Raw genomic sequence first — 22,902 nt, 5'->3', positions numbered from 1 at the left:
CGCGTTGGAACACCCGCTGCCAAGAGTACGCGACACACCCCCTCTCGCGCGCGTACGTCCCGCGCGCGAGAGGGCGCTCGACCGCGGGCTAGAGTTGCCGCAATGTCCCCCGACGAAGCGCCGACGACGAACGATTCGCTGTACCGCGAGATCCCCCGTGCCGAATGGGCGCGGATGGCCGCCGGCATGGAGCAGCCCCTCACCGAGACCGAGGTCGTGCAGCTGCGCGGCATCGGCGACCGCCTCGACATCACCGAGGTGCGCGAGGTCTACCTGCCGCTGAGCCGGCTGCTGTCCCTGTACGCCTCGGCGACCAAGCGGCTCGGCGCGGACACGGCGGAGTTCGTCGGCGAGAACGACGCCACGACGCCGTTCATCGTCGCGGTGGCGGGATCGGTCGCGGTCGGCAAGTCGACGGTCGCACGACTGCTCCGCGAGCTGATGAGCCGCTGGCCGGGCACCCCGCGGGTCGAGCTGGTGACGACCGACGGCTTCCTCTACCCCAACGCCGAGCTCGAACGTCGCGGGATCATGGATCGCAAGGGCTTCCCCGAGTCCTACGACCGCCGCGCGCTCGTCGAGTTCCTGCTCGCGGTGAAGTCCGGCGAGGCAGAGGTGAAGGCGCCCTATTACTCGCACATGCGGTACGACATCATCCCCGACGCCCAGGTCACCGTGCGCCGGCCGGACGTCATCATCGTCGAGGGCCTGAACGTCCTCGCCTCGGCGCCCAACCCGCACGACATCGCCGTCAGCGAGCTGTTCGACTTCTCCATCTACGTCGACGCCGATCACGACCACATCGCGCAGTGGTACGTGAACCGCTTCCTCGCCCTCCGCGAAGCCGCGTTCTCGAACCCGAACTCGTTCTTCAAGGTCTTCGCCGACATCTCCGACGACGAGGCCGTGACACGCGCGCTCGGGTACTGGAACGAGATCAACCTCCCCAACCTGGTCGAGAACGTCGAACCCACCCGTCACCGTGCGAGGCTCATCCTCCGCAAGGCCGCGGACCACACCGTCGAGACGGTGCGCCTGCGCAAGCTCTGAGTCCGTGCCTACGCCCGGGCTCAGCGGCGTCGGATCCTCCGCCAGAGCTCGAGTCCCAGCATCCCGACACACGCCCCCGTCGTGTTCGCGATGATGTCGAGCACGCTCGGAAAGCGCTCGGTGAGGAACGCGGCCTGTCCGCATTCGATCGCGACCGTCGCGACGATCGCGATCGGCAGCACGAGCTCGCGTGAGCGCAGGATCATCGGTAGCAGCACGCCGAACGGCACGAACAGCCCGACGTTCGCGGCGAACTCGACCCGGGGGTAGCTGAGCGCGGGCAACCGCCGCGAGAGGGCTTCGAGCAGCGGTGCGACGCCCGCATCCACCGGGGTCGGCCAGAACGCGATCACTGCCAGCGCGACGACGTAGCCGCCGAGCACCATGAGCGGGACGGATGCCGGTCGCCGTCGCGCGGCCGCCGAGCCAGGCAGCGGAGGTCTGGGCGGTATCTCCTGCGGGATGGGCGGCGGGACGTTCGGCATCGGTCCTCCTCGGGCGGGGCGCGACGCTGCGGCGAAGATCGCCGAGTCTACGCCCCGCCCGGGGCGAGGCCGATCAGCGCGCCGGGTACGAGCCGAACACCTGCGTGTAGAACGGCAGACCTCGCTTCGAGCACGCGACGCCGATGCCGATGCGGTTGTACGAACCGAGGATGTTGGCCCGGTGCCCGGTGGATTTCATCCATGCCGGGGTGACCTTGGCGGGGGTGTAGCCGAACGCGACGTTCTCGGCGGCGCGCGTCCAGCCCGCGGGGATCTGCGACGAGTACTTCGGGTTGTGGCTCATCCGGTTGGCGGCGGCCTGCTTCGTCGACCAGGCCACAGCGACCTTCGACATCGACGCGTTGAGGGTCAAAGGCTTCTTGCCTTTGGCCTTGCGCGCCGCGTTCACGTCGGCCAGGACGCGTTTCTGGACAGCGGCTTGCGTCGTACCGGTGCACGAGACCGACGTCGCCGCGGATGCGGACGCGGCCGGCGCTACCGACAGGGAGAGGGCGAGGACGGCGGTGAGCGCGATCGCGGATCGCCGTCGGGTACGAGAGGATGCGGACACGGGGGACTCCGTCGTGTGGGGGCACGGCCGTGCGGAGGACACGGTTCTCCATGGCTACCAAACGGATACCGCCTCCCGCCAGCCCTCGTCGCACGCGACGCGCCTGAGCGCGGGCAGGGGAGTTGTCTCAGCCCGTCCCGCTTAGAATCGGACGCATGTGTGGAATCGTCGGATACGTGGGGCCTCGCGACAGTCAGGCCATTCTCCTTTCGGGCTTGGCTCGGCTCGAGTATCGGGGGTACGACTCCGCAGGGATCGCCGTCATCGACGGCGAGGGAGACCTCGAAATGCGCAAGCGCGCGGGAAAGCTCCAGGTGCTGCGGGACGATCTGACCGCGCACCCCATGACCGATGGCACGACCGGCATCGGCCACACCCGTTGGGCGACCCACGGCGGCCCCACCGACGCGAACGCGCACCCGCACCTCGCTGACGACGACAAGCTCGCCGTCATCCACAACGGCATCATCGAGAACTTCGCCGAGCTGAAGGACGAGCTCCTCGCCGACGGATTCACCTTCCGCAGCGAGACCGACACCGAGGTCGCGGCGGTCCTGCTCGGCCGCGAGTACGCGGCATCCCATGACCTGGTCGCCGCCTTCCGGACGGTCGCCGCTCGCCTCGAGGGCGCCTTCACCCTCCTCGCGATGCACCAGGATCAGCCGGGCCTCGTCGTCGGCGCTCGCCGCAATTCGCCCCTCGTGATCGGACTGGGCGAGGGAGAGAACTTCCTCGGCTCCGACGTGGCGGCCTTCGTCGAGCACACCCGCAACGCCCTCGCCATCGGCCAGGACCAGATCGTCGCCATCACGCCGCAGGGCGTCGAGGTCACCGATTTCGGCGGCCACACCGTCGAGGTCGAGCCGTTCGAGGTCGTCTGGGACGCCTCGGCCGCGGAGAAGGGCGGCTGGTCGTCGTTCATGGCCAAGGAGGTCTCGGAGGAGCCCGAGGCCGTCGCGAACACCATCCGCGGTCGTTTCTCGGACGGCGCCGTCACGATCCCCGAGCTCGACGGTCTCGACGACCTGTTCCTCGGCATCAGCCGCGTCATCGTCGTCGCCTGCGGCACCGCCGCGTACGCGGGCATGGTCGGCAAGTATGCCCTCGAGCAGTGGACGCGCGTCCCCGTCGACGTCGAGCTCGCGCACGAGTTCCGCTACCGCGACCCGGTCATCGGCCCCGACACGCTCGTCGTCTCGATTTCGCAGTCGGGCGAGACGATGGACACACTCATGGCCGTCAAGTACGCCCGCGAGCAGGGCGCCAAGACGCTCTCGATCTGCAACACGCAGGGCGCGACGATCCCGCGCGAGTCCGACGCGATCGTCTACACGCACGCCGGTCCCGAAGTCGCCGTCGCCTCGACCAAGGCCTTCGTCGCTCAGATCACCGCCCTCTACCTGCTGGCCCTCCACGTCGGTCGTGTGCGTAGCGTCCTCTCGCACGAGGACTCGGCAGAGGCCGTCCGTGAGCTCGAGGCGATCCCCGCGAAGATCGCGCGCGTCCTCGAGACCGAGCAGGAGCACATCGAGCAGTTCGCCGGCTGGATGGCGGACACGAACTCGGTCCTGTTCCTTGGCCGCCACGTCGGATACCCGATCGCCCTCGAGGGTGCGCTGAAGCTCAAGGAGATCTCTTACATCCACGCCGAGGGCTTCGCCGCCGGTGAGCTCAAGCACGGTCCCATCGCGCTCATCGAGCCCGGTCAGGCGGTCTTCGTGATCGTCCCGTCGCCCCGCGGCGCGGCCGAGCTGCAGAAGAAGGTCGTCTCCAACATCCAGGAGATCCGCGCCCGCGGCGCCCGCGTGATCGCGGTCGCCGAAGAGGGGGACGTGTCGGTGCTCCCGTTCGCCGACGAGGTCCTGCGCATCCCGCTGGCCGCGCCGCTGTTCGAGCCGCTCCTGGCGGTCGTCCCGCTGCACATCTTCGCGATGGGTCTCGCCACGGCGAAGGGCCTCGACGTCGATCAGCCGCGCAACCTCGCGAAGTCCGTCACCGTCGAGTGAGTCGGGCCGGGTTCCGTCCCGGCCCGAACGACGCGCTCCGCGCCTCGTCGACCCAGGCGCGCAGCTGCCACGGTGCGAACCGGAACAGCGCATACGGCCACGGCTGCGGGGGTGCCGCCGGCCCGGCATCCGGTTCTCACACAGGTGCTTCGGTGTGCGCAGGCGAGGGTGATCCGGCCTGTGAGGCGCCTTCTGCGGAGGTGCTCATCGTGACGTCCTCTTCGGGTGAGGTGATGTCAGAACTCGGAAGTGATCGTGCAGTTGTCCGCTCACGATAGCGATCCTTGCCCACGGCGTCACGCGCGTGCTCGCCCCGATTGACAGGATCGCCGCGTCCGAAGACACCTCCGCGACAAATGGTCGTCATCGGAATCTGATAGACACGACCGGCACGCCGAAGACACGGCGTGCCTGTGGAGGGACTCTGAGATGCGACTTTCTGTCATCGGATGCGGCTACCTGGGGGCGGTGCACGCGGCGGCCATGGCCTCGATCGGCCACGAGGTGGTCGGCATCGACGTGGATGAGCGGAAGGTCGCCTCGCTCGCCGCCGGCGAGGCCCCGTTCTTCGAGCCCGGTCTGTCCGAGATCCTCTCCGAGGGCATCGCCTCCGGTCGACTGTCCTTCTCGACCGACTTCGCCGCCGCCGCGGGCGCAGCCGTCCACTTCGTCGGTGTCGGCACGCCCCAGGTCAAGGGCGGCTACGCGGCCGACCTGACCTACGTCAACGCGGCCGTCGATGCGCTCCTGCCGCACCTGTCCGAGGGTGACATCGTCGCGGGCAAGTCGACGGTTCCCGTCGGCACCGCCGCATCCCTCGCCCCCCGCGTCAGCGCGACGGGCGCGACGCTCGTCTGGAACCCCGAGTTCCTGCGCGAGGGATTCGCCGTGCAGGACACGGTCGACCCCGACCGCCTCGTCGCGGGTGTTCCCGCCAGTGACGAGGGCGAGCGCGCCACCCAGGTGCTGCGCGAGGTCTACCACCCGTCGATCGCGAAGGGGACGCCCTTCATCGTGACCGACTACGCGACCGCCGAGCTCGTGAAGGTGTCGGCGAACGCGTTCCTCGCGACGAAGATCAGCTTCATCAACGCGATGGCCGAGATCGCAGAGGTCGCCGGTGCCGACGTCACGATGCTGGCCGACGCGATCGGCCACGACGCCCGCATCGGTCGCCGCTTCCTCGGCGCCGGCATCGGGTTCGGCGGCGGCTGCCTGCCGAAGGACATCCGCGCCTTCTCCGCCCGCGCCGAGGAACTCGGCCGCGGTGAATCGGTCGCGTTCCTGCGCGAGGTTGACGAGATCAACATGCGGCGCCGAGAGCGCGCGGTCCAGCTCGTCCAGGACGGCCTCGGCGGCGAGCTCTTCGGCAAGAAGGTCACCGTCCTCGGCGCAGCCTTCAAGCCCTACTCCGACGACATCCGCGACTCTCCGGGTCTCGACGTCGCCGTCCGTCTGCACGGGCTCGGCGCGAGCGTCACCCTCACTGACCCTGAGGCGATCGAGAACGCGCGCCGCCAGCACCCTCATCTGACCTACGTCGCCGACCGCGACGAGGCGCTGACGGGCGCCGACGCCGTCATCCTGGTGACCGAGTGGGATGAGTACCGGCGCGAGCTCAGTCCCGAGCATGCGGCATCCCTCACGGCCGGCCGCGTCGTCGTCGACGGCCGCAACGCCCTCGACCCCGCCGCGTGGCGCGCCGCCGGATGGACGTACTACGGGATGGGTCGCCCCTGACCGATGCGCGGCGCTCCGGCGGGTGGTGTCACTGCCCGCCGGAGATCGCCGCGCCCGCCGCCATCAGGAGCAGCGCCGTCGCGTTGTAGACGATGTGCGCGAACACGGCCCCCCAGATGCGACCGGTCAGGATGACGAGGGTCGCGCAGACGAGGCCGACGGCGCCCACCGAGAGGGACTCGCCGAGCGGCAGCGAGCCGTCGACGACGTGGATGAGGATGAAGCTCGCCGTCGAGACGAGGACCGCCGCGACCGCCGCCGCCGCGCGACCCGCGGTGCGACGGAGCAGCCCGTACATCGCGACGAGGATGACGGTGCGGAAGAAGAACTCCTCGACCACCGGGCCGACGAGCCCCGACGGGATCGCCTCGGTCAGCAGCCACGACGAGGTGAGGTTCGCGGACGGGAACGGGCGGGCCGCGGCATCCGACACCCATCCCTCGATCACCCGCAGGCCGAGGCCCAGAGCGAGTCCGTAGATCAGGTCCGCGCCGCGCACGCGCAGCAGCCCGGCCGGGCGTCCTCGGCGGAACGCCACCACGACGGGGACCAGCATCCCGACCCACAGGACCGCCGTCGAGACCAGCGGCGCCGACGGCGACCGCCACAGCAGCTGCACGAGCGAGCCGGCGAAGATCGCCGCGCCCAGGCTGAGCAGCGCGATGACCAGCAGGCTGCCGTTCCAGGGGCGCACCCCGGTGCCGCCGAGGCGCCAATCGGTGCGGCGCCGGCGGCGGCCGCGGCGGCGCCGCTCATCGCCGTCGGGGCGGTGCTCGGGCTCGGCGATCGGGGTCTCCGCCTCCGCCGCGGGGGACGAGGGGCCGTCGCTAAGCTGATCCTGCACGGGCCTACCGTATCGGGTGCCCGTCCGCGTCCCACCCCCGCGCCACCGTCCCGCCGAGCACCGAGGGGGAGACTCGGGCGAGGGCGAGTCGCGGCATCCGTCTCGAAGGGCCCCGCGTGATCCACATCCTCACCGTCTGCACGGGCAACATCTGCCGCTCGCCGCTCGTGGCGCTCGTCCTCGAGCAGCGCCTCGCGGACCTCGGCGTGGTGGCGACGAGCGCGGGCATCCGCGCACGCGAGGGGGTGCGGATGCCGGTTGAAGCCGCCGAGCTCGCGATCGCCCGCGGTGTGCCCGCCGACCGGATCGCGGCCCACGGATCGCGGTACCTGACCGAGGCGAACCTTCGAGGCCCCGACCTGGTGCTCGCCATGGACCGCGACCACCGGCGCGCGGTGGTCGAGCTCGCCCCGGGGCAGCTGCGGACAGCGTTCACGATCCGTGAGTTCGAGCGGCTCGCCGCGGCGACCCCCGACGAGGCGCTGCGGGCCGGTGCGGTCGGCGCGGAGCCGCGGGACCGCCTGCGCGGCGCGCTCGCCGTCCTGTCGGGGCAGCGCGGTCTCGTCCTCCCGCCCGCGGATCCCGCCGACGACGACGTGGTCGACCCGTACGGCCGCTCCCGCGAGACCTACGCACGCTCTGACGCGCAGCTCTCGCCCGGTCTCGACGCCGTCGAGCGAGTCGTCCGCCTCGCCCTCGGCTGATCTCGTCGACCGATCCCGGCGGCCGATCCCGGCGGCGGCAACATCCGCGGAGAAATCGGTGCCACGGAGCGACTCCGGGCGGAAAGTCCGCCCTTCTCCTCGCACACCGGCGCCGGATCTCCGAAGTACGTGCCGGCCGCGCCGTGCGAACGTCCTGCCGCGCACCCCGGATATCCTGATCTGATGCCGTAGAGCGCGGCGAGGGGGAGGCGGCATGATCATCGGCATCGGCGTCGACCTCGTCGACATCCCGCGCTTCGAGGCGTCGATCGCCCGCACCCCGAAGCTCATGCAGCGCCTGTTCACGCCCGCCGAGCAGACCCTCAAGCCGCACTCGCTCGCCGCCCGCTACGCGGCGAAGGAGGCGCTCATCAAGGCGCTCGGCGGGTCCGAAGGCGTGCACTGGACCGACATCGAGGTGGCCTCCGAACCTTCGGGGCGCCCCGTCTTCGCGCTGTCGGGCGAGACCGCCGCCACCGTCGCCGACCGCGGCATCACGAGCGTGCACCTGTCGCTCTCGCACGACGCGGGACTCGCGACGGCCTACGTCGTCGCGGAGGCGCGATCGTGACCCGGATGCCGGAGGGCGTCGCGCGGGAAGCGGTCATCGACGTCGGCGCGATCGAGCACAACGTACGGCACCTCGCGCGGGTGACCGCGTCGGAGGTCATCGCCGTCGTGAAGGCCGACGGGTACGGTCACGGAGCCGTCCGCTCGGCGCGTGCGGCCCTCGCCGGCGGTGCGGCGCGCCTGGCGGTCGCCGATGTCGGCGAGGCGCTCGAGCTGCGCGCCGCGGGCATCGACGCCCCCGTGCTCGCCTGGTTGCACGCCCCGGGCGCGGATTTCGCCGAGGCCGCCGCCGCCCGCATCGAGCTCGGCGTGTCGAGCCTCGAGCAGGTCCGCGCCGCCGCGGCGGCCGGGTCGCGGGAGCGGCCCGTCACGGTGCAGCTCAAGGTCGAGACGGGCCTCGGCCGGAACGGCATCGCCCCCGCCGACTACGGCGCGGTGTTCGCCGAGGCGGCGGCCCTCGAGGAGGCCGGTTTCATCCGGGTCCTGGGCCTGTTCAGTCACCTCTCCAACACGTCCGCCGCCGACGACCGCACGGCGCTGTCGCGCTTCACGGTCGCCCAGGCGGCGGCCGAAGCGGCGGGTCTCCGTCCGCCGTTGCGGCACATCGCGGCATCCCACGCCGCCCTCGACCTGCCCGAGGCCCGCCTGGGCTGCGTCCGTCTCGGCGTCGCGATCTACGGGCTGTCGCCGTTCGCCGACCGGTCGTCCGCCGACCTCGGGCTGCGCCCCGCGATGACGCTCCGGGCTGCGGTCGCCGCTGTCCGCCGCGTGCCCGCGGGGCAGGGGGTCTCCTACGGCTACCTGCACCGCACGGCCAGCGAGTCGACGCTCGCGCTGATCTCGATGGGCTACGCCGACGGTGTTCCGCGCGCGGCCTCGGGAGCCGGCCCCGTCTCGATCGGCGGGCGCACGTTCCCCGTCGCCGGACGCATCGCGATGGACCAGTTCGTCGTCGACGTCGGCGACGCGCCGGTCGCAGTGGGCGACGAGGCGGTGCTCTTCGGCGACCCGGCGACGGGCGTGCCCGCCGCGACCGACTGGGCCGACGCCGCCGACACCATCAACTACGAGATCGTCACGCGCATCGGCCCGCGCGTGCCGCGACGGGAGGTGCGGTCGTGACCGGGATGGAGCACTTCGAGGGGCGCCGAGAGGTCGCCTCGCCCGAGGACATGGAGCGGCTCGGCCGCGAGCTGGGCGGCGCCCTGCGCGCCGGCGACCTGCTCGTCCTCACGGGTCCCCTCGGTGCCGGCAAGACGACCCTCACCCGCGGCATCGGCGCGGGCCTCGGGGTCCGCGGTCCCGTGCAAAGCCCCACGTTCGTGATCGCCCGCACCCACCCGTCCGAGGTCGGCGGCCCGGCGCTCGTGCACGTCGACGCCTACCGGCTCGGTTCCCCGGCCGAGCTCGACGACCTGGGCCTCGACCCCTACCGGTCGGTCACCATCGTCGAGTGGGGGCGCGGCATGGTCGACGGCCTCGTCGACACGTGGTGGGAGCTCGAGATCGAGCGCGGCTGGAGCGGCACGGGCGTCGACAACGCCTGCGGCACGACCGGCCCCTACGCCGCCGAGCTCGAAGACGCCGCACCGCGCATCGTCACCGTCACGCGACGTCCCTGACCGCGGCGGCCGCGTCGCGGCATCCGTCCTCCCGATACCCTTGATCCTGTGATCCTCGGCATCGACACGTCCCTCGGCACGGCCGTCGCCGTCACCGATGTCGACGGTGCGGTGCGCGCGGAGGTCGCCAGTGCCGACCCGCTCGGGCACGCCGAGATCATCGGCTCCCTGCTGCAGCAGGTGATGACGGATGCCGCGCACGGCCCCATCGGCGCGACCGGCACTCCGCAGCCCGTCGCCCTGACCCACGTGGCCGCGGGCATGGGTCCCGGGCCGTTCACGGGGCTGCGGGTCGGGATCGCGGCGGCGCGCGCATTCGCGCTGGGCCGCGGCATCCCGGTCGTCCCCGTCCGCAGCCACGACGCGGCCGCTCTCGCGGTGCTGCTCGCCGACCCGTTCGCCGAGCTGCCGCGGTTCGCGGTCGTCACCGACGCCCGCCGCCGCGAGTTCGCGTACACCGTCTACGACGGCATCGACGACGACGGACTCCCGCGGCGCGCGACCGAGGCCACCCTGACCCCGCGCGACGCCGTCGACGACGCACTCGCCGCGCACGGCGCCGAGCGCCGGGACGTGACGGCGATCCCGGGCGCGATGGTCGCGCTCGTCGCGGCGCGCGCGGTCGCGGCGGGCCGGGTCGAGTCCCTCGGCGAGCCGCTCTACCTGCGCGCCCCCGACGTCACCCTCCCCGGCGCTCGCAAGAAGGTCGGCTCGTGACCCTCCGCACCGCGACCGCCGCGGACCTCGACGACATCATGCGCCTCGAGCGCGCGTCCTTCCCGACCGACGCGTGGAGCGACGCCCTCATGGCGGGCGAGCTCGCCTCGCCTCACGGCCGGTACGTCGTCGACGTCGAGGCCGGCCGCGTCGTCGGGTACGGCGGTGTGCGCGCCGTGCAGGGCGCAGCGGATGCCGACATCCAGACGATCGCCATCGCCGCCGACGCGCGGGGTCACGGCCGGGGCCGCGCGCTGCTGCGCGAACTGCTCGCGACGGCCCGGTCCCGCGGCGCGCGCGAGGTGTTCCTCGAGGTGCGCGCCGACAATCCCGGAGCCGCCGCGCTCTACCTGTCCGAAGGGTTCGCCGAGGTGGGCCGCCGGCCGCGCTACTACCAGCCCGACGACGTCGACGCGATCGTCATGCAGCTGAACCTCGTCGCCTGGGACGCCCGTCGCACCGCGGCGCCGACCGCCGCCGAAGGATGGTGCTGAGATGACGCACGAACCCCTGGTGCTCGGCATCGAGACGAGCTGCGACGAGACCGGCATCGGCATCGTCCGGGGACGCACCCTGCTCTCGAACACGATCGCGAGCTCGATGGACGAGCACGCCCGCTACGGCGGCGTCGTGCCCGAGGTCGCCGCGCGCGCCCACCTCGAGGCGCTGCAGCCGGCGATCGAGGCGGCGCTCGCCGAGGCGCAGGTGTCGCTGAGCGACCTCGATGCCGTCGCCGTCACGAGCGGGCCGGGTCTCGCCGGCGCCCTCATGGTCGGCGTGGGCGCCGCGAAGGCGCTCGCCGTCAGCCTCGACAAACCGCTGTACGCCGTGAACCACCTCGTGGGGCACATCGCCGCCGACATCCTCACCGGTGACGAGGTCGAGTACCCGACCGTCGCGCTCCTCGTGAGCGGCGGGCACACCTCGTTGCTCCTCGTCCGCGACCTCGTCTCCGACGTCGAGCTGCTCGGCGAGACGATGGACGACGCCGCCGGCGAGGCGTTCGACAAGATCGCCCGCATCCTCGGTCTGCCCTATCCCGGCGGCCCCGAGATCGACAAGGCTGCCGCGACGGGCGACCCGCAGGCGATCCGGTTCCCGCGCGGTATGTCGCGTGCGTCCGACATGGCCGAGCACCGCTACGACTTTTCGTTCTCGGGGCTCAAGACCGCCGTCGCGCGCTGGGTCGAGCAGCGCGAGGCGGCCGGTGAGCCCGTCTCGGTGCCCGACGTGGCGGCATCCTTCCGCGAAGCGGTCGTCGACGTTCTCGTGACGAAGGCGCTCGACGCCTGCGCGCGTCACGACGTGCCCCGCCTGCTGCTGGGTGGCGGCGTGATCGCGAACAAGCGCCTGCGCGACGTCGCGCTCGAGCGTGCGCAGGCCGCGGGGGTGGCCGTCCGCATCCCGCCCCTCTCGCTCTGCACCGACAACGGGGCGATGATCGCGGCGCTGGCGTCCGAGCTCATCATGAGCGGTCGCCCCGCCTCGACCCTCGCGTTCGGCGCCGACTCGACCCTGCCCGTCACGACGATCCAGGTGGAGCCCTCGTCATGAGCGACGAGCGGATGCCGCCGCCCGCCGCACCTGCCGCGGACGAGCCCCCCGCCGCCCCCGCCGTCGAGGCGGCATCCCCCGACGTCGTCCTCGCGCCGACGGACACCGCGCTCCCCGGCGCGCACCGGGGCGGTTTCCGTCGGGAGCTCACGCAGCCGCTGCCCGTCGCGCCGCCACTCGCGGTGCACCCGGATCCCGCCGAGGCCGCCGCCCCGGACGTCCGCTGGATCCCCCCGGCGCCGGTGCTGCCGCGCAGCGCCGGCTGGTCGCTGCTGTTCGGGTCGCTCGCGCTCGTGCTGGCCTGCTTCGTCGGCTGGGGGTTCCCGGTCGGCGTGATCGGCGTCGTCCTCGCGGTCCTCGCGCTGCGACGCCCGTGGGAGAAGCGCGAGACCGCGTTCTGGGGTCTCGGCCTGAGCATCGCCTCGCTCGCCTACAGCGCCGGATGGCTGTGGTGGGCGGCCTCGCAGGGCGCCCTGTCCGGCTGACTCAGACGCGCTCCGCGAGCACAGCGACCCGCTTCGCGTCCCGCCCCTCGCCGACCCTCGTGAGGATCACCGTCGCTGAGGCGTCGCCGCGCAGCGTGAGCTTGCGCCGGAACTGCGCCGGGTCGACGTCGACGCCGCGCTTCTTGATCTCGACGGTGCCGACGCCCCTCTCGCGAAGGGCGGCGTTGATCGCGGGCACCTTCATCGGCAGGACCTCCCGCACGCGGAACGACTGCACGAACGGGTTCGTCAGGGCGGCATCCGAGGTCAGGTAGGCGATGCCCTCGGCCACCATCCCCGCCTGCAGGTCCCGGGCGACCTCGCCGATCAGGCGCGCGCGGATGACGGCGCCCTCGGGCTCGTGGAGGAAGGTGCCGAGTTCGCGGACCGGCTCGTCGGGCGCGTCGGCGGCCGCCGTCAGTTCCGCCGCGGCCCCGCCCCGCATCACGAGCGCCGAGCGGGCCACACCGTCGCGACGTAGCGCGCCCGACCACAGGACGAGCTCGACGGTCGCACCGTCGACGCTGATCCACTGCGCCTCGACGTCGTCGGGGAGCAGGCTGCGATCGAGGCTCGGTCCGAGTTTGATGCCCACCGGCATCCGCTCTGCGAGGGCGAACGCCCAGTCGAGCGAGGGTGACCAGTCCTCGGGCCGGGTGCGGCTGGTCTCGCTGTGCCCCGCGGTCCGGCGGGCGGGGTCGAGCCAGACCGCGTCCCAGCCGTCCAGGTCGGTCTCCTCGGCGAGGCCCTGCCGCACGGTGACCGCGTCGCCGAACGGCGCGAGGTTGTAGGCGGCGAGGGCGGCGGTCGTCTCGTCGGCGTCGACCGCGAGCACGTCGAGGCCGATGCCCGCGAGTCCCAGGGCGTCGCCGCCGATGCCGCATCCGAGGTCGGCGACGCGGGTGATCCCCGCGGCCCGGAACCGTCCGGCGTGCCGGGCGGCGACCTCGAGGCGGGTCGCCTGCTCGAGTCCCGCGCGGGTGAACAGCATGCGCTCGGCGAACGGACCGAACTTGCCCTCGGCACGCACCCGCAGGTGCGCCTGACCGACGACGGCCGACACGAGATCGGGGGAGTGGCCGGCGGCACGCAGCCGCGAGACGGCCGCCGCGACCTCGGCGGTGGATGCCAGGGGTCCGACCTCGTCGATCATCCGCAGTCCCTGGGGGGTCAGGAGGGCGGTGAGCTCGGCCTTGTCCATCCGGCCAGCCTAGGTCTCCCCGGTCGGATGGCGCGTCGCGGCATCCGTCATCGTGTTGGCACTCGCGTTGCATGAGTGCCAACCGCGCTCTAGACTTTTGTTAGCACTCTCGGTAAGCGAGTGCTGATGAGTCTTGTAGCAGGACCCCACCAGCAAGAAAGAGGTAGACCGTGTCGGTTTCCATCAAGCCGCTCGAAGACCGCATCGTCATCAAGCAGGTCGAGGCCGAGCAGACCACCGCAAGTGGCCTGGTCATCCCTGACACCGCCAAGGAGAAGCCCCAGGAGGGCGAGGTCGTGGCCGTGGGCCCCGGCCGCATCGACGACAACGGCAACCGCGTTCCGCTCGACGTCGCCGTCGGCGACCGCGTCCTGTACAGCAAGTACGGCGGCACCGAGGTCAAGTTCGGCGCCGACGAGTTCCTCGTCCTGTCGGCTCGCGACGTCCTGGCGGTCGTCGTCCGCTGACACGCAGCGACTGCAGCGCAGGGCCCGGATGCTTCGGCATCCGGGCCCTGTCCCGTTGATGGCAGGATCCGGGCGATCGACGGCAGTGCGGATGACGCGCCCGCTGTCATGACCGTCGTAGGCTTGTGCTCATGACACCGGAGCAGGCCGCGCGCGAGAAGTCCCTCGGGGGCGTCTTCGTCTTCTCGGCCTACCTCCTGTGGGGTTTCCTGCCGCTCTACTTCGTCAGCCTCGATCCGACGACCCCGTGGGAGGTCGTCGGCTGGCGCATCCTGCTGAGCCTCGTCTTCTGCATCGCGCTGCTCGCGATCACCCGCGGCTGGGGGCGGATGCGGGTCATCCTGCGCGATCGTCGCCTCATGCTCTGGACGCTCCTGGCGGGCCTGCTCATCTACGTCAACTGGCAGGTCTTCCTCATCGGGACTCTGACCGGTCACGTCGTCGAGACGAGCCTCGGCTACTTCATCAACCCGATCGCGACCGTGCTCCTCGGCGTCATCGTGCTGAAGGAACGTCTGCGCACCGCGCAGTGGGTCGCGGTCGGCATCGCGGGCGTCGCGGTCGTCGTGATCATCGTCGCGGTCGGCCGCGTGCCCTGGATCGCGCTCACCCTCGCGGCGAGCTTCGCCACGTATGGTCTCGTCAAGAAGAAGATCGGACCGTCGGTGGATGCCGTGAGCGGCCTCACCCTCGAGTCCTTCTGGCTCGTGCCGATCGCCGTCCTCCAGCTCGTCCTCGTCGGCGTCACCTCCGGACTGACGATGGGCCGCGAGGGGACCGGGCACACCGTCCTGCTCCTGCTGGCGGGGGCCGTCACCGCCGTCCCACTCCTGTTCTTCTCCGCCGGCGCCCGCCGCACCACGCTGACCGTGGTCGGCATCCTGCAGTTCATCGCGCCGATCATGCAGTTCCTCACCGGGGTGCTCATCCTCGGCGAGCCGATGCCCTTCGAGCGCTGGATCGGATTCGGCCTCGTCTGGGTCGCCGTCGCGGTCTTCACGGTGGACTCGCTCCTGTCGTCCCGGCGCAACCGGACCCGCGCCGAAGCGCTGGTGCCCGACCCCGTCTGACCGCGCTTTCCGAGACCGTTATGGGAGCGTGCCCACCTCGTTACACATCGTTAACGAACGGCAACATTGGGGAGACGAGCGCGCCGCTAGGTTGATCACACCGGGCTGGTCCCGAACTGACCCGTGTCACCACAGCAAGGAGCACAATGAGCGTTCTCTCCCGTTCGCGTTCCGCAAAGGTCATGGGCGCCATCGCCCTGGTCGGCGCGAGCGCATTGGTCCTGGCCGGCTGCGCCGGATCCTCGACCCCCACAGCGTCCGGCGGCGCGTCCAACGAGCCGGCCGGTTTCGAGTTCCCGGTCAACTGCGACGAGGCCGAACCGGCCTCGTACACCCCGGAGTACACCTCCACGTCGGAGGGCCCCGCCACCGACCTCGAGTTCACCATCGGCACCGCGTTGCCTGTCACCGGAAACCTCGCCTTCCTCGGCCCGCCTGAGATCGCCGGCACTGAATTCGCTGCCGCTGAGGTCAACGAAGCGGCGAAGGGTGTGACCATCAACCTCGTCCAGGGCGACTCGGGCGACACCGACAACAAGGCCTACGAGACCGAGATCCCCCGTCTGCTGAACGCGGGCGCCACGGCGATCATCGGCGCGGCGTCCTCCGGCACGTCGCTGCAGTTCATCGATCAGGTCATCGCCGCCGACGCGATCCAGTTCTCGCCCGCCAACACCTCGGCCGCCTTCACGGGTTACGAGGACAAGGGTCTCTACTGGCGCACCGCTCCTTCCGACGTCCTGCAGGGCGAGGTGCTCGGCAACCTCATCGCGGGCGACGGCGCCGAGACGCTCGGCATGATCATCCTCAACGACTCGTACGGAACGGGTCTCGCCTGCTTCACGAAGGCCGCCTTCGAGAACGCCGGCGGCGAGGTGGTCTCCGCGTCGCTGTACAACACGGGTGACACCAACTTCTCGGCTCAGGTCGAGGACGTCCTCGCGGCTGACCCCGACGCCATCGCGCTGATCACGTTCGAAGAGGTGAAGACGATCATCCCCGAGCTCGTGGGTGCCGACTTCCCGAAGGACAAGATGTACCTCGTGGACGGCAACCTCTCGAACTTCGGCGACGAATTCGAGGCCGGCACCCTGACGGGCGCCAAGGGAACCTACCCCGCCGTCGACCCCGACAGCATCGCCACGTTCCGCGAGGATCTCAACGCGTTCTGGACGGGCGAGGGCAACGAGGAGCTCAAGGACTACACCTACGGTCCCGAGTCCTACGACGCGGTCATCCTCCTCGCACTCGCTGCCCTCGAGGCCGGCTCCAGCGAGGGCCCGGACGTCGCTGCGCACTTGCAGCAGGTGTCCGGCGGCTCGGGTGACGGCACGAAGTGCACCACCTATGCGGAGTGCGCCGACATCATCAACGCCGGTGAGGTCGCCGACTACGACGGTGTCTCGGGCCCCATCACCTTCAACGAGGTGGGCGACCCGACGGAGGCATCCATCGGTGTCTTCCAGTACGGCGAGGACAACAACTACTCGTTCCTCAACGTCGGCTGATTCGACGATCACAGAACGGCCCCGGTCCTCGGACCGGGGCCGTTCTCTGTGCACCCGACGCGCCGTCACCTGCAGCGACGGGCCGGTGCTTGGCGCATCGCGACAGGGGAGCGGATGCCGCCCGTCGACGACGTCCGCCGGCGGCATTCCGTGCGCACATGACGACGCCCCCGACCGAAAGGCGGGGGCGTCGAAGGGTCCTTCGGGAGGTCAGGTGCCGAGCGTCCCCAGGTAGAGGCCGATGACCTTCGGATCGTTGAGCAGCTCGCGGCCGGTGCCCGTGTAGGCGTCACGGCCCTGATCGAGGACGTAGCCCCGGTCGCAGATCTGCAGGCACCGGCGCGCGTTCTGCTCGACCATGATGGTCGTCACGCCGGCTTTGTTGATCTCCGAGACGCGGAGGAACGCCTCGTCCTGGCGGGACGGCGACAGACCGGCCGACGGCTCGTCCAGCAGGAGGACGTAGGGGTCCATCATCAGTGCGCGACCCATGGCGACCATCTGCCGCTCGCCGCCCGAGAGCGAACCGGCCCGTTGCTGCAGACGCTTGGCGAGGTCGGGGAAGATCGACGTCACGAAGTCGATGCGTTCGTTGACGACCTTCGGCCGCTGATACGCACCCATCTGCAGGTTCTCAGCGATCGACAGGCTCGGGAAGACGTTGTTCGTCTGCGGGACGAACCCGACGCCCTTCGCCACCAGCTTGTTCGCCCGCAGGCCCGTGATCTCCTCGCCATTGAGCACGACGGCACCGGAGCGGACCTTCACCTGTCCGAAGATCGCCTTGAGCATCGTCGACTTGCCGGCGCCGTTGGGGCCGATGATCCCGATGAGCTCGCCCTTCGCGGCCGTCAGATTGGCGCCGTTGAGGATGTTGACGCCCGGCAGATAGCCGGCGTGCACATCCCGCAGTTCGACGACGTTCTGAGCAGGTGCGGTCGCAGTCGCGCCCGCGGGGGATGCGGCGGTGTCGCTCACTTGGTCTCCTCCGTTCCGCGCGTCGAGCCCGGAGTGCCGGGTGCCGACGAATCCTCCGCGGCGCGCGTCGTGGCATCCGCCTCGACGGTGTCCTGCAGCTTGTGCTGCTCCTTGATCAGTTCCTGAGCTTCGGTGGTCAGCTCGCCCTCGTAGCGGCCCGTGACGACGCCGAGATCGACGTCCTGGTGGGCCCCGAGGTAGGCGTCGATGACGGCCTGCTCCTTCATGACGGTGTCGGGCGGCCCCTCGGCGACGACCTTCCCCTCGGCCATCACGACGACCCAGTCGGCGATGTGACGGACCATGTGCATGTCGTGCTCGACGAAGAGCACCGTCATCCCGAGGTCCTTGAGATCCAGGATGTGGTCGAGGAGGGACTGCGTGAGCGCCGGGTTGACGCCGGCCATCGGCTCGTCGAGCATGACCAGCGTCGGGTCGCTCATCAGGGCGCGCGCCATCTCGAGGAGTTTGCGCTGACCGCCAGAAAGCGACGCTGCGAAGTCCTTCTCCTTGGCGTCGAGCTTGAACCGGGCGAGCAGGCCGCGGGCCTTGTCCTCGATCGCTGCTTCCTGCTTGCGCCAGAGGAACGGCAGGATGCCGCGCCAGATGGTCTCGCCACCCTGACCGGGCGCCCCGAGCTTCATGTTCTCGAGCACCGTGAGCAGTCCCAGCGACTTCGTCAGCTGGAAGGTGCGCACCTGGCCCATCCGGGCGGCCTTGAACGCCGGGATGCCGGCGAGGTTCTGGCCGTCGAAGGACCAGGTGCCCTCGTTGGGCTTGTCGAACCCGGTCAGCAGGTTGAACAAGGTGGTCTTGCCGGCACCGTTCGGGCCGATGAGCGCGGTGATGGCATTCCGCGGGATCTCGAGGTGGTCGACGTCGACGGCGGTCAAGCCGCCGAAGACTCGCTTGACACCGTCGGCGACGATGATCGGGTCGACCTTCTCCACACCGGGGCGGATCTCGCCCTTGTGCAGGCCGGTGGCCTTGGGACGGGGAGCGGGGGGCGCGACGTCAGCGGACAAAGGTCAGCTCCTTCTTGCTTCCGAGGATGCCCTGCGGTCGGAAGATGACCAGCAGCATGAGGGCGACACCCACCAGGACGAACACGAGCATCTGGCTCTGCTCCGCGGTGAGGAAGGGCAGCCAGCCGATCTTCACGAGCGCGGGGAGGAGGTTGGACAGGAATGCGCGGACGACCCAGAAGAGCACCGCTCCGAGCACGGGGCCGAAGATCGTGGCGGCGCCGCCGAGCAGCAGGGCCGTCCAGACGTAGAACGTCTGCGACGTCACGTACACGTTCGGGTTCACGTTGGTACCCATCGCCGTCACGATTCCGCCGGCCGCGATGATCACGCCGCCCACGATGAGCGCCTGCATCTTGAAGGCGAACACGTTCTTCCCCAACGAGCGCACGGCGTCCTCGTCTTCGCGGATCCCGCGAATGACACGTCCCCAGGGACTCCGCATCAGCAGCCAGACGAAGGCGACGACGACCGCGATGACGACGATGCCGACGATGATGACCCACCACTGGTCGGACTGATACGTCCACGGTCCGAAGCCGTAGCGGCCCGGCGGCAGCGGATTGCTCGCGCGGAAGTCGCGCTGGAAGCCCGAGAGGCCGTCCGCCGAACCCGTCACCTCGCGGTAGGAGGACGTCAGGAAGAGCAGACGCACCACCTCCGCCGCAGCGATCGTGACGATGGCCAGGTAGTCCCCTCGCAGACGCAGAGTCGGGATGCCCATGACCAGGGAGAACAGCACCGCACCGACCAAGCCGATCAGGGCGGCCACCGCCCAGGGAAGGCCGAAGGTGAGTGTCGAGATCGCGAAGCCGTAAGCGCCGACGGCCATGAAGCCCGCGACGCCCATGTTGAGCAGGCCGGCGAAGCCGAAATGAACGGAGAGACCGATCGCCGCGAGAACGAAGCCGAGGGTGACCGGCGACAAAATCTGCGCCGCGGTGTTGCTGAGGATCTGGAGGAAGTCCATGAGGCGTTATCCGATTCGCTCTCGGCGCCCGAGGAGACCCTGCGGACGGAACAGAAGGATGACGATGAGCACGACGAGCGCGCCGACGTACTTCAAATCAGACGGGATCCACAGCGTCGAGACCTCGACGAGCAGGCCGACGATGATCGCGCCCACGAGCGCGCCGAAGGCGGTGCCGAGACCGCCCAGCGTGATGGCGGCGAAGACCAGGAGCAGGATGCTCGTGCCCATGTCCCACTTGATCCCCGGGCGGAAGTAAGCCCACAGGACGCCCGACAGTCCCGCGAGCGCAGCGGCCATGATCCAGACGATGCGGACGACGTTGTCGACGTCGATGCCGCTTGCCGCTGCCAAGGACGGATTGTCGGAGACGGCGCGCGTCGCGCGACCGATGCGGGTGCGCATGAGCCAGAAGGCGAATGCCACGATGACGACGATGGAGACGCCCATGCTGATCAGGTCGGTCACCGTCAGCCGGATCGGGCCGAGCCCCGGGATCGTTGCGGATGCTCCGCCCGGCAGATTGACCGTCCCACCGCCGACGAACATCTGGAAGACGTAGCGCAGCGCCAGCGACAGGCCGATCGAGACGATCATGAGCTGGACCGTGCCGATGCCCTTTCGTCGCAATGGCCGCCACAGGCCGGCATCCATCCCGAATCCGAACAGCCCCGAAACGATCACCGCGAGCGGGATCGCGATCCAGATCGGCATGTCCACGGCTACGGAGAAGAAGAGCGCTGCCAGTGCGCCGAAGGTCACCATCTCGCCGTGCGCGAAGTTCGACAGACCGGTCGTGCCGAAGACGAGGGAGGCGCCGATCGCGGCGAGGGCGAGCATGAGACCGAAGTTGAGCCCGTTCACGGCTCGAGACAGGAACTGGTCGAAGAAGGACGTCGTCGTCCGTTCCGCCGCTCCCAGCGTGAAGTTGCGCGTCACGTTGCTCGTCGCGCCGAACTCCACCTCTTGCGTGAACGCGAAGCCGTCGGGCGCGCTCACGCCGTCCGGAAGCGAGTCCTCGACGAGCTCGACCGTGTAGGGCACGTCCTTCGTGGGGACGGGCACGCGCCACGATCCGTTCGCTGCGGTCTCCGCCTCACCCGTGTATTCACCGCCCGTCACGACGACCGTGGCACCTTCGACGGGCTCACCAGCGGCCCGGACGTTGCCTTGGACGGCGAAAGGGAAATCCTCCGGATCCTGGGTGCCGGCCATCGCGGGATTCGCGAGGCCGAACAGCAGGGCGCCGGAGAAGACTCCGGCGATGAGGGCTACGAGTGCGCGTCGCCATCGATTGCGGGCGCGCACAGAGCGGGTGGTCGTCACCGACACCTCCTGGTTGAAGCATGGTCAGCGCGCAGAGGTACGGGTGCCCCCGGCGCCACACGACCGTATCCAGCGATTGTTGCCGCTGTGTTTCCCTGCCGCAACCATCGACACTCCGCCTCTTGCCCTTATCTCGGGCGGAGGGAATGAAAGCAGCGCCCCGCGCCTTAGAATTCAGACAAGCCGTTCGATGCAGGAGAGCACATGGAGCACAACGACCCGTTCGGATTCGTGGGACTGACGTACGACGACGTCCTGCTCCTGCCCGGTCACACGGACGTCATCCCGTCCGAGGCCGACACCTCCTCCCGGGTCACGCGACGCATCACCGTCGCGACTCCTCTCCTCTCCGCCGCGATGGACACCGTCACCGAGTCGCGCCTCGCGATCGCCATCGCGCGCGAGGGTGGCATCGGCATCATCCACCGCAACCTGTCGATCGCCGACCAGGCATCCATGGTCGACCGCGTGAAGCGCAGCGAGTCGGGCATGATCACCGACCCGATCACGACGACCCCCGACGCGACCATCGAAGAGGTGGACGCGCTCTGCGGGCAGTACCGCATCTCGGGCCTCCCCGTGGTGGATGACGAGGGGCACCTCGTCGGCATCGTCACCAACCGCGACATGCGTTTCGTCTCGGGCTTCGAGCGCCAGACGACGAAGGTGCGCGACGTCATGACGAGCGAGAACCTCGTCACCGGCAAGGTCGGCATCGGGGCGAACGAGGTCATCGCGCTCTTCGCCCACCACCGCGTCGAGAAGCTCCCCCTCATCGATGACGAGGGAAAGCTTGCCGGGCTCATCACCATCAAGGACTTCGACAAGAGCGAGAAGTACCCGCTCGCCACGAAGGACGATCAGGGCCGGCTGCGGGTCGGCGCAGCAATCGGGTTCTTCGGCGACGCCTGGGAGCGCGCCGAGGCGCTGCGGGATGCCGGGGTCGATGTCATCGTGGTGGACACGGCCAACGGCCAGTCCGCCGGAGTCATCGACATGGTCAAGCGGATCAAGGCCGACGCCTCGTTCGCCCACATCGACGTGATCGGCGGCAACGTCGCGACCCGCGAAGGCGCGCAGGCGTTGATCGACGCCGGAGTGGATGCCGTCAAGGTCGGCGTCGGGCCGGGGTCGATCTGCACGACCCGCGTCGTCGCCGGCGTGGGTGTGCCGCAGGTGACCGCCATCTACGAGGCGTCGCTCGCGGCGCGCGAGGCCGGCGTGCCGATCATCGCCGACGGTGGTCTGCAGTACTCGGGAGACATCGCGAAGGCGCTCGTCGCCGGTGCGGACACGGTCATGCTCGGTTCCCTGCTGGCGGGTACCGACGAGTCCCCGGGGGAGGTCGTCTTCCAGGGCGGCAAGCAGTTCAAGCTCTACCGGGGGATGGGTTCGCTCGGTGCGCTGCAGACGCGCGGCAAGAAGACCTCCTACTCGAAGGACCGGTACTTCCAGGCGGACGTGCCGAGCGACGACAAGCTGATCCCCGAAGGCATCGAGGGGCAGGTCGCGTACCGCGGTCCGGTCTCGGCCGTGGCGTATCAGCTCGTCGGCGGGCTCCGCCAGTCGATGTTCTACGTGGGCGCCCGCACGATCGAGGAGCTGAAGGCGCGCGGCAAGTTCGTGCGCATCACCTCGGCCGGTCTGAAGGAGTCCCACCCGCACGACGTCCAGATCGTTGTCGAGGCGCCGAACTACAAGCGCTGAGCGGGTCTGCGAGCCCGACACGCCCGGGATGCGGGGCTGATTTGCCCAGTCCCCGAACCCCGCGTAACTTATTACTTGTTCGCCCCACAGGGAAGAGCGAGAGGCCGAAAGGCCCGCCGCCCTCAAGATGGCGAACCACCCCCTCCAAGAAGAAACAGTCGCTCTGCGATTGGGTCTGACCGCAGGTCTAGGACGGGGCATCGGGACGCTCCCGCAGTCGTCACCTCCCACACCCGCGATCTCTTGAGATCACCGGCGTGTCGGGTTTGACGGGTTCGCGGGTGTCATCCTAAGGTAGAGAA

The 22,902-nt window shown here is 70.1% G+C and carries 23 protein-coding genes; 15 read left to right on the top strand and 8 right to left on the bottom strand.

Going from position 1 to position 22,902, the window contains the following annotated elements; genetic code table 11:
- Nucleotides 1-102 precede the first annotated feature (102 nt).
- Nucleotides 103-1,050, top strand: a complete 948-nt coding sequence (gene coaA, locus Q9S36_RS36565) for a type I pantothenate kinase (protein ID WP_311289697.1) — start codon at nt 103-105, stop codon at nt 1,048-1,050.
- 20 nt (nt 1,051-1,070) lie between these two features.
- Here the strand turns inward: coaA and Q9S36_RS36560 are convergent, their stop codons facing one another.
- Together Q9S36_RS36560 and Q9S36_RS36555 are read right to left on the bottom strand one after the other, a co-directional pair.
- Nucleotides 1,071-1,535 carry a VanZ family protein gene (locus Q9S36_RS36560; RefSeq protein WP_311289696.1) on the bottom strand — a complete coding sequence of 155 codons (465 nt, stop codon included), beginning with the start codon at nt 1,533-1,535 and terminating at the stop codon, nt 1,071-1,073.
- 73 nt (nt 1,536-1,608) lie between these two features.
- A complete protein-coding gene (locus tag Q9S36_RS36555; protein WP_064003278.1) occupies nt 1,609-2,106 on the bottom strand; it encodes a CAP domain-containing protein in 498 nt (165 codons plus the stop codon).
- Between the two features lie 155 nt (nt 2,107-2,261).
- On the opposite strand from Q9S36_RS36555, the gene glmS reads away from it, so the two are divergent.
- Both glmS and Q9S36_RS36545 read left to right on the top strand, forming a co-directional pair.
- Complete coding sequence (gene glmS, locus Q9S36_RS36550) at nt 2,262-4,112, top strand: glutamine--fructose-6-phosphate transaminase (isomerizing) (RefSeq protein ID WP_311289695.1); 1,851 nt, start codon at nt 2,262-2,264, stop codon at nt 4,110-4,112.
- Nucleotides 4,113-4,541: 429 nt separating this feature from the next.
- Entirely contained in the window at nt 4,542-5,852 is a 1,311-nt protein-coding gene (locus tag Q9S36_RS36545) for a UDP-glucose/GDP-mannose dehydrogenase family protein (protein WP_311289694.1), read from the top strand.
- 28 nt (nt 5,853-5,880) lie between these two features.
- On the opposite strand, the gene Q9S36_RS36540 is transcribed toward Q9S36_RS36545, so the two are convergent.
- A complete protein-coding gene (locus Q9S36_RS36540) occupies nt 5,881-6,696 on the bottom strand; it encodes a CPBP family intramembrane glutamic endopeptidase (protein ID WP_311289693.1) in 816 nt (271 codons plus the stop codon).
- Nucleotides 6,697-6,812: 116 nt separating this feature from the next.
- Between Q9S36_RS36540 and Q9S36_RS36535 the strand changes: the two genes are divergently transcribed.
- The 8 genes from Q9S36_RS36535 to Q9S36_RS36500 all read left to right on the top strand — a co-directional run bounded on the left by Q9S36_RS36535 (nt 6,813) and on the right by Q9S36_RS36500 (nt 12,348).
- Nucleotides 6,813-7,400, top strand: a complete 588-nt coding sequence (locus Q9S36_RS36535) for a low molecular weight phosphatase family protein (RefSeq protein WP_311289692.1) — start codon at nt 6,813-6,815, stop codon at nt 7,398-7,400.
- Between the two features lie 214 nt (nt 7,401-7,614).
- Complete coding sequence (locus tag Q9S36_RS36530; RefSeq protein ID WP_311289691.1) at nt 7,615-7,971, top strand: holo-ACP synthase; 357 nt, start codon at nt 7,615-7,617, stop codon at nt 7,969-7,971.
- A gap of 5 nt (nt 7,972-7,976) precedes the next feature.
- The gene (alr, locus tag Q9S36_RS36525) at nt 7,977-9,092 is read left to right on the top strand and encodes an alanine racemase (RefSeq protein WP_311289745.1); all 1,116 of its coding nucleotides are present in this window, start codon (nt 7,977-7,979) and stop codon (nt 9,090-9,092) included.
- Entirely contained in the window at nt 9,089-9,592 is a 504-nt protein-coding gene (gene tsaE, locus Q9S36_RS36520) for a tRNA (adenosine(37)-N6)-threonylcarbamoyltransferase complex ATPase subunit type 1 TsaE (protein WP_396653914.1), read from the top strand. The genes alr and tsaE overlap by 4 nt, the downstream gene beginning before the upstream one ends.
- A gap of 48 nt (nt 9,593-9,640) precedes the next feature.
- Entirely contained in the window at nt 9,641-10,309 is a 669-nt protein-coding gene (tsaB, locus tag Q9S36_RS36515) for a tRNA (adenosine(37)-N6)-threonylcarbamoyltransferase complex dimerization subunit type 1 TsaB (RefSeq protein WP_311289690.1), read from the top strand.
- Complete coding sequence (rimI, locus tag Q9S36_RS36510) at nt 10,306-10,803, top strand: ribosomal protein S18-alanine N-acetyltransferase (protein ID WP_064003268.1); 498 nt, start codon at nt 10,306-10,308, stop codon at nt 10,801-10,803. Before tsaB ends, rimI begins: the two co-directional genes overlap by 4 nt.
- 1 nt (nt 10,804) lies before the next feature.
- Nucleotides 10,805-11,863 carry a tRNA (adenosine(37)-N6)-threonylcarbamoyltransferase complex transferase subunit TsaD gene (tsaD, locus tag Q9S36_RS36505; protein ID WP_311289689.1) on the top strand — a complete coding sequence of 353 codons (1,059 nt, stop codon included), beginning with the start codon at nt 10,805-10,807 and terminating at the stop codon, nt 11,861-11,863.
- Nucleotides 11,860-12,348 carry a hypothetical protein gene (locus Q9S36_RS36500; protein WP_311289688.1) on the top strand — a complete coding sequence of 163 codons (489 nt, stop codon included), beginning with the start codon at nt 11,860-11,862 and terminating at the stop codon, nt 12,346-12,348. The genes tsaD and Q9S36_RS36500 overlap by 4 nt, the downstream gene beginning before the upstream one ends.
- Nucleotide 12,349: 1 nt before the next feature.
- On the opposite strand, the gene Q9S36_RS36495 is transcribed toward Q9S36_RS36500, so the two are convergent.
- On the bottom strand, nt 12,350-13,549 hold the full coding sequence (locus Q9S36_RS36495; RefSeq protein ID WP_311289687.1) for a class I SAM-dependent methyltransferase: 1,200 nt from the start codon (nt 13,547-13,549) through the stop codon (nt 12,350-12,352).
- A 170-nt stretch (nt 13,550-13,719) separates the two neighbouring features.
- On the opposite strand from Q9S36_RS36495, the gene groES reads away from it, so the two are divergent.
- From groES to Q9S36_RS36480, 3 genes are all read left to right on the top strand, one after another.
- Entirely contained in the window at nt 13,720-14,016 is a 297-nt protein-coding gene (groES, locus tag Q9S36_RS36490; RefSeq protein ID WP_017203655.1) for a co-chaperone GroES, read from the top strand.
- A 131-nt stretch (nt 14,017-14,147) separates the two neighbouring features.
- Complete coding sequence (gene rarD, locus Q9S36_RS36485; protein WP_311289686.1) at nt 14,148-15,086, top strand: EamA family transporter RarD; 939 nt, start codon at nt 14,148-14,150, stop codon at nt 15,084-15,086.
- Nucleotides 15,087-15,232: 146 nt separating this feature from the next.
- A complete protein-coding gene (locus tag Q9S36_RS36480; RefSeq protein ID WP_253035317.1) occupies nt 15,233-16,594 on the top strand; it encodes an ABC transporter substrate-binding protein in 1,362 nt (453 codons plus the stop codon).
- 210 nt (nt 16,595-16,804) lie between these two features.
- On the opposite strand, the gene Q9S36_RS36475 is transcribed toward Q9S36_RS36480, so the two are convergent.
- The 4 genes from Q9S36_RS36475 to Q9S36_RS36460 are packed head-to-tail and all read right to left on the bottom strand — an operon-like array spanning nt 16,805 to nt 20,893.
- Nucleotides 16,805-17,572, bottom strand: coding sequence for an ABC transporter ATP-binding protein (locus Q9S36_RS36475; RefSeq protein ID WP_253035316.1), 768 nt, complete (start codon nt 17,570-17,572; stop codon nt 16,805-16,807).
- A complete protein-coding gene (locus Q9S36_RS36470; protein WP_253035315.1) occupies nt 17,569-18,597 on the bottom strand; it encodes an ABC transporter ATP-binding protein in 1,029 nt (342 codons plus the stop codon). The genes Q9S36_RS36475 and Q9S36_RS36470 overlap by 4 nt, the downstream gene beginning before the upstream one ends.
- A complete protein-coding gene (locus tag Q9S36_RS36465) occupies nt 18,587-19,567 on the bottom strand; it encodes a branched-chain amino acid ABC transporter permease (protein ID WP_217528277.1) in 981 nt (326 codons plus the stop codon). The genes Q9S36_RS36470 and Q9S36_RS36465 overlap by 11 nt, the downstream gene beginning before the upstream one ends.
- A gap of 6 nt (nt 19,568-19,573) precedes the next feature.
- The gene (locus Q9S36_RS36460; RefSeq protein ID WP_253035314.1) at nt 19,574-20,893 is read right to left on the bottom strand and encodes a branched-chain amino acid ABC transporter permease; all 1,320 of its coding nucleotides are present in this window, start codon (nt 20,891-20,893) and stop codon (nt 19,574-19,576) included.
- A 204-nt stretch (nt 20,894-21,097) separates the two neighbouring features.
- On the opposite strand from Q9S36_RS36460, the gene guaB reads away from it, so the two are divergent.
- Nucleotides 21,098-22,600, top strand: coding sequence for an IMP dehydrogenase (gene guaB / locus Q9S36_RS36455; protein ID WP_311289685.1), 1,503 nt, complete (start codon nt 21,098-21,100; stop codon nt 22,598-22,600).
- Nucleotides 22,601-22,902: the final 302 nt, after the last annotated feature.

The sequence above is a fragment of the Microbacterium sp. ARD31 genome, assembly GCF_031844425.1.
This window is presented reverse-complemented; position numbering and strand designations above follow the sequence as displayed.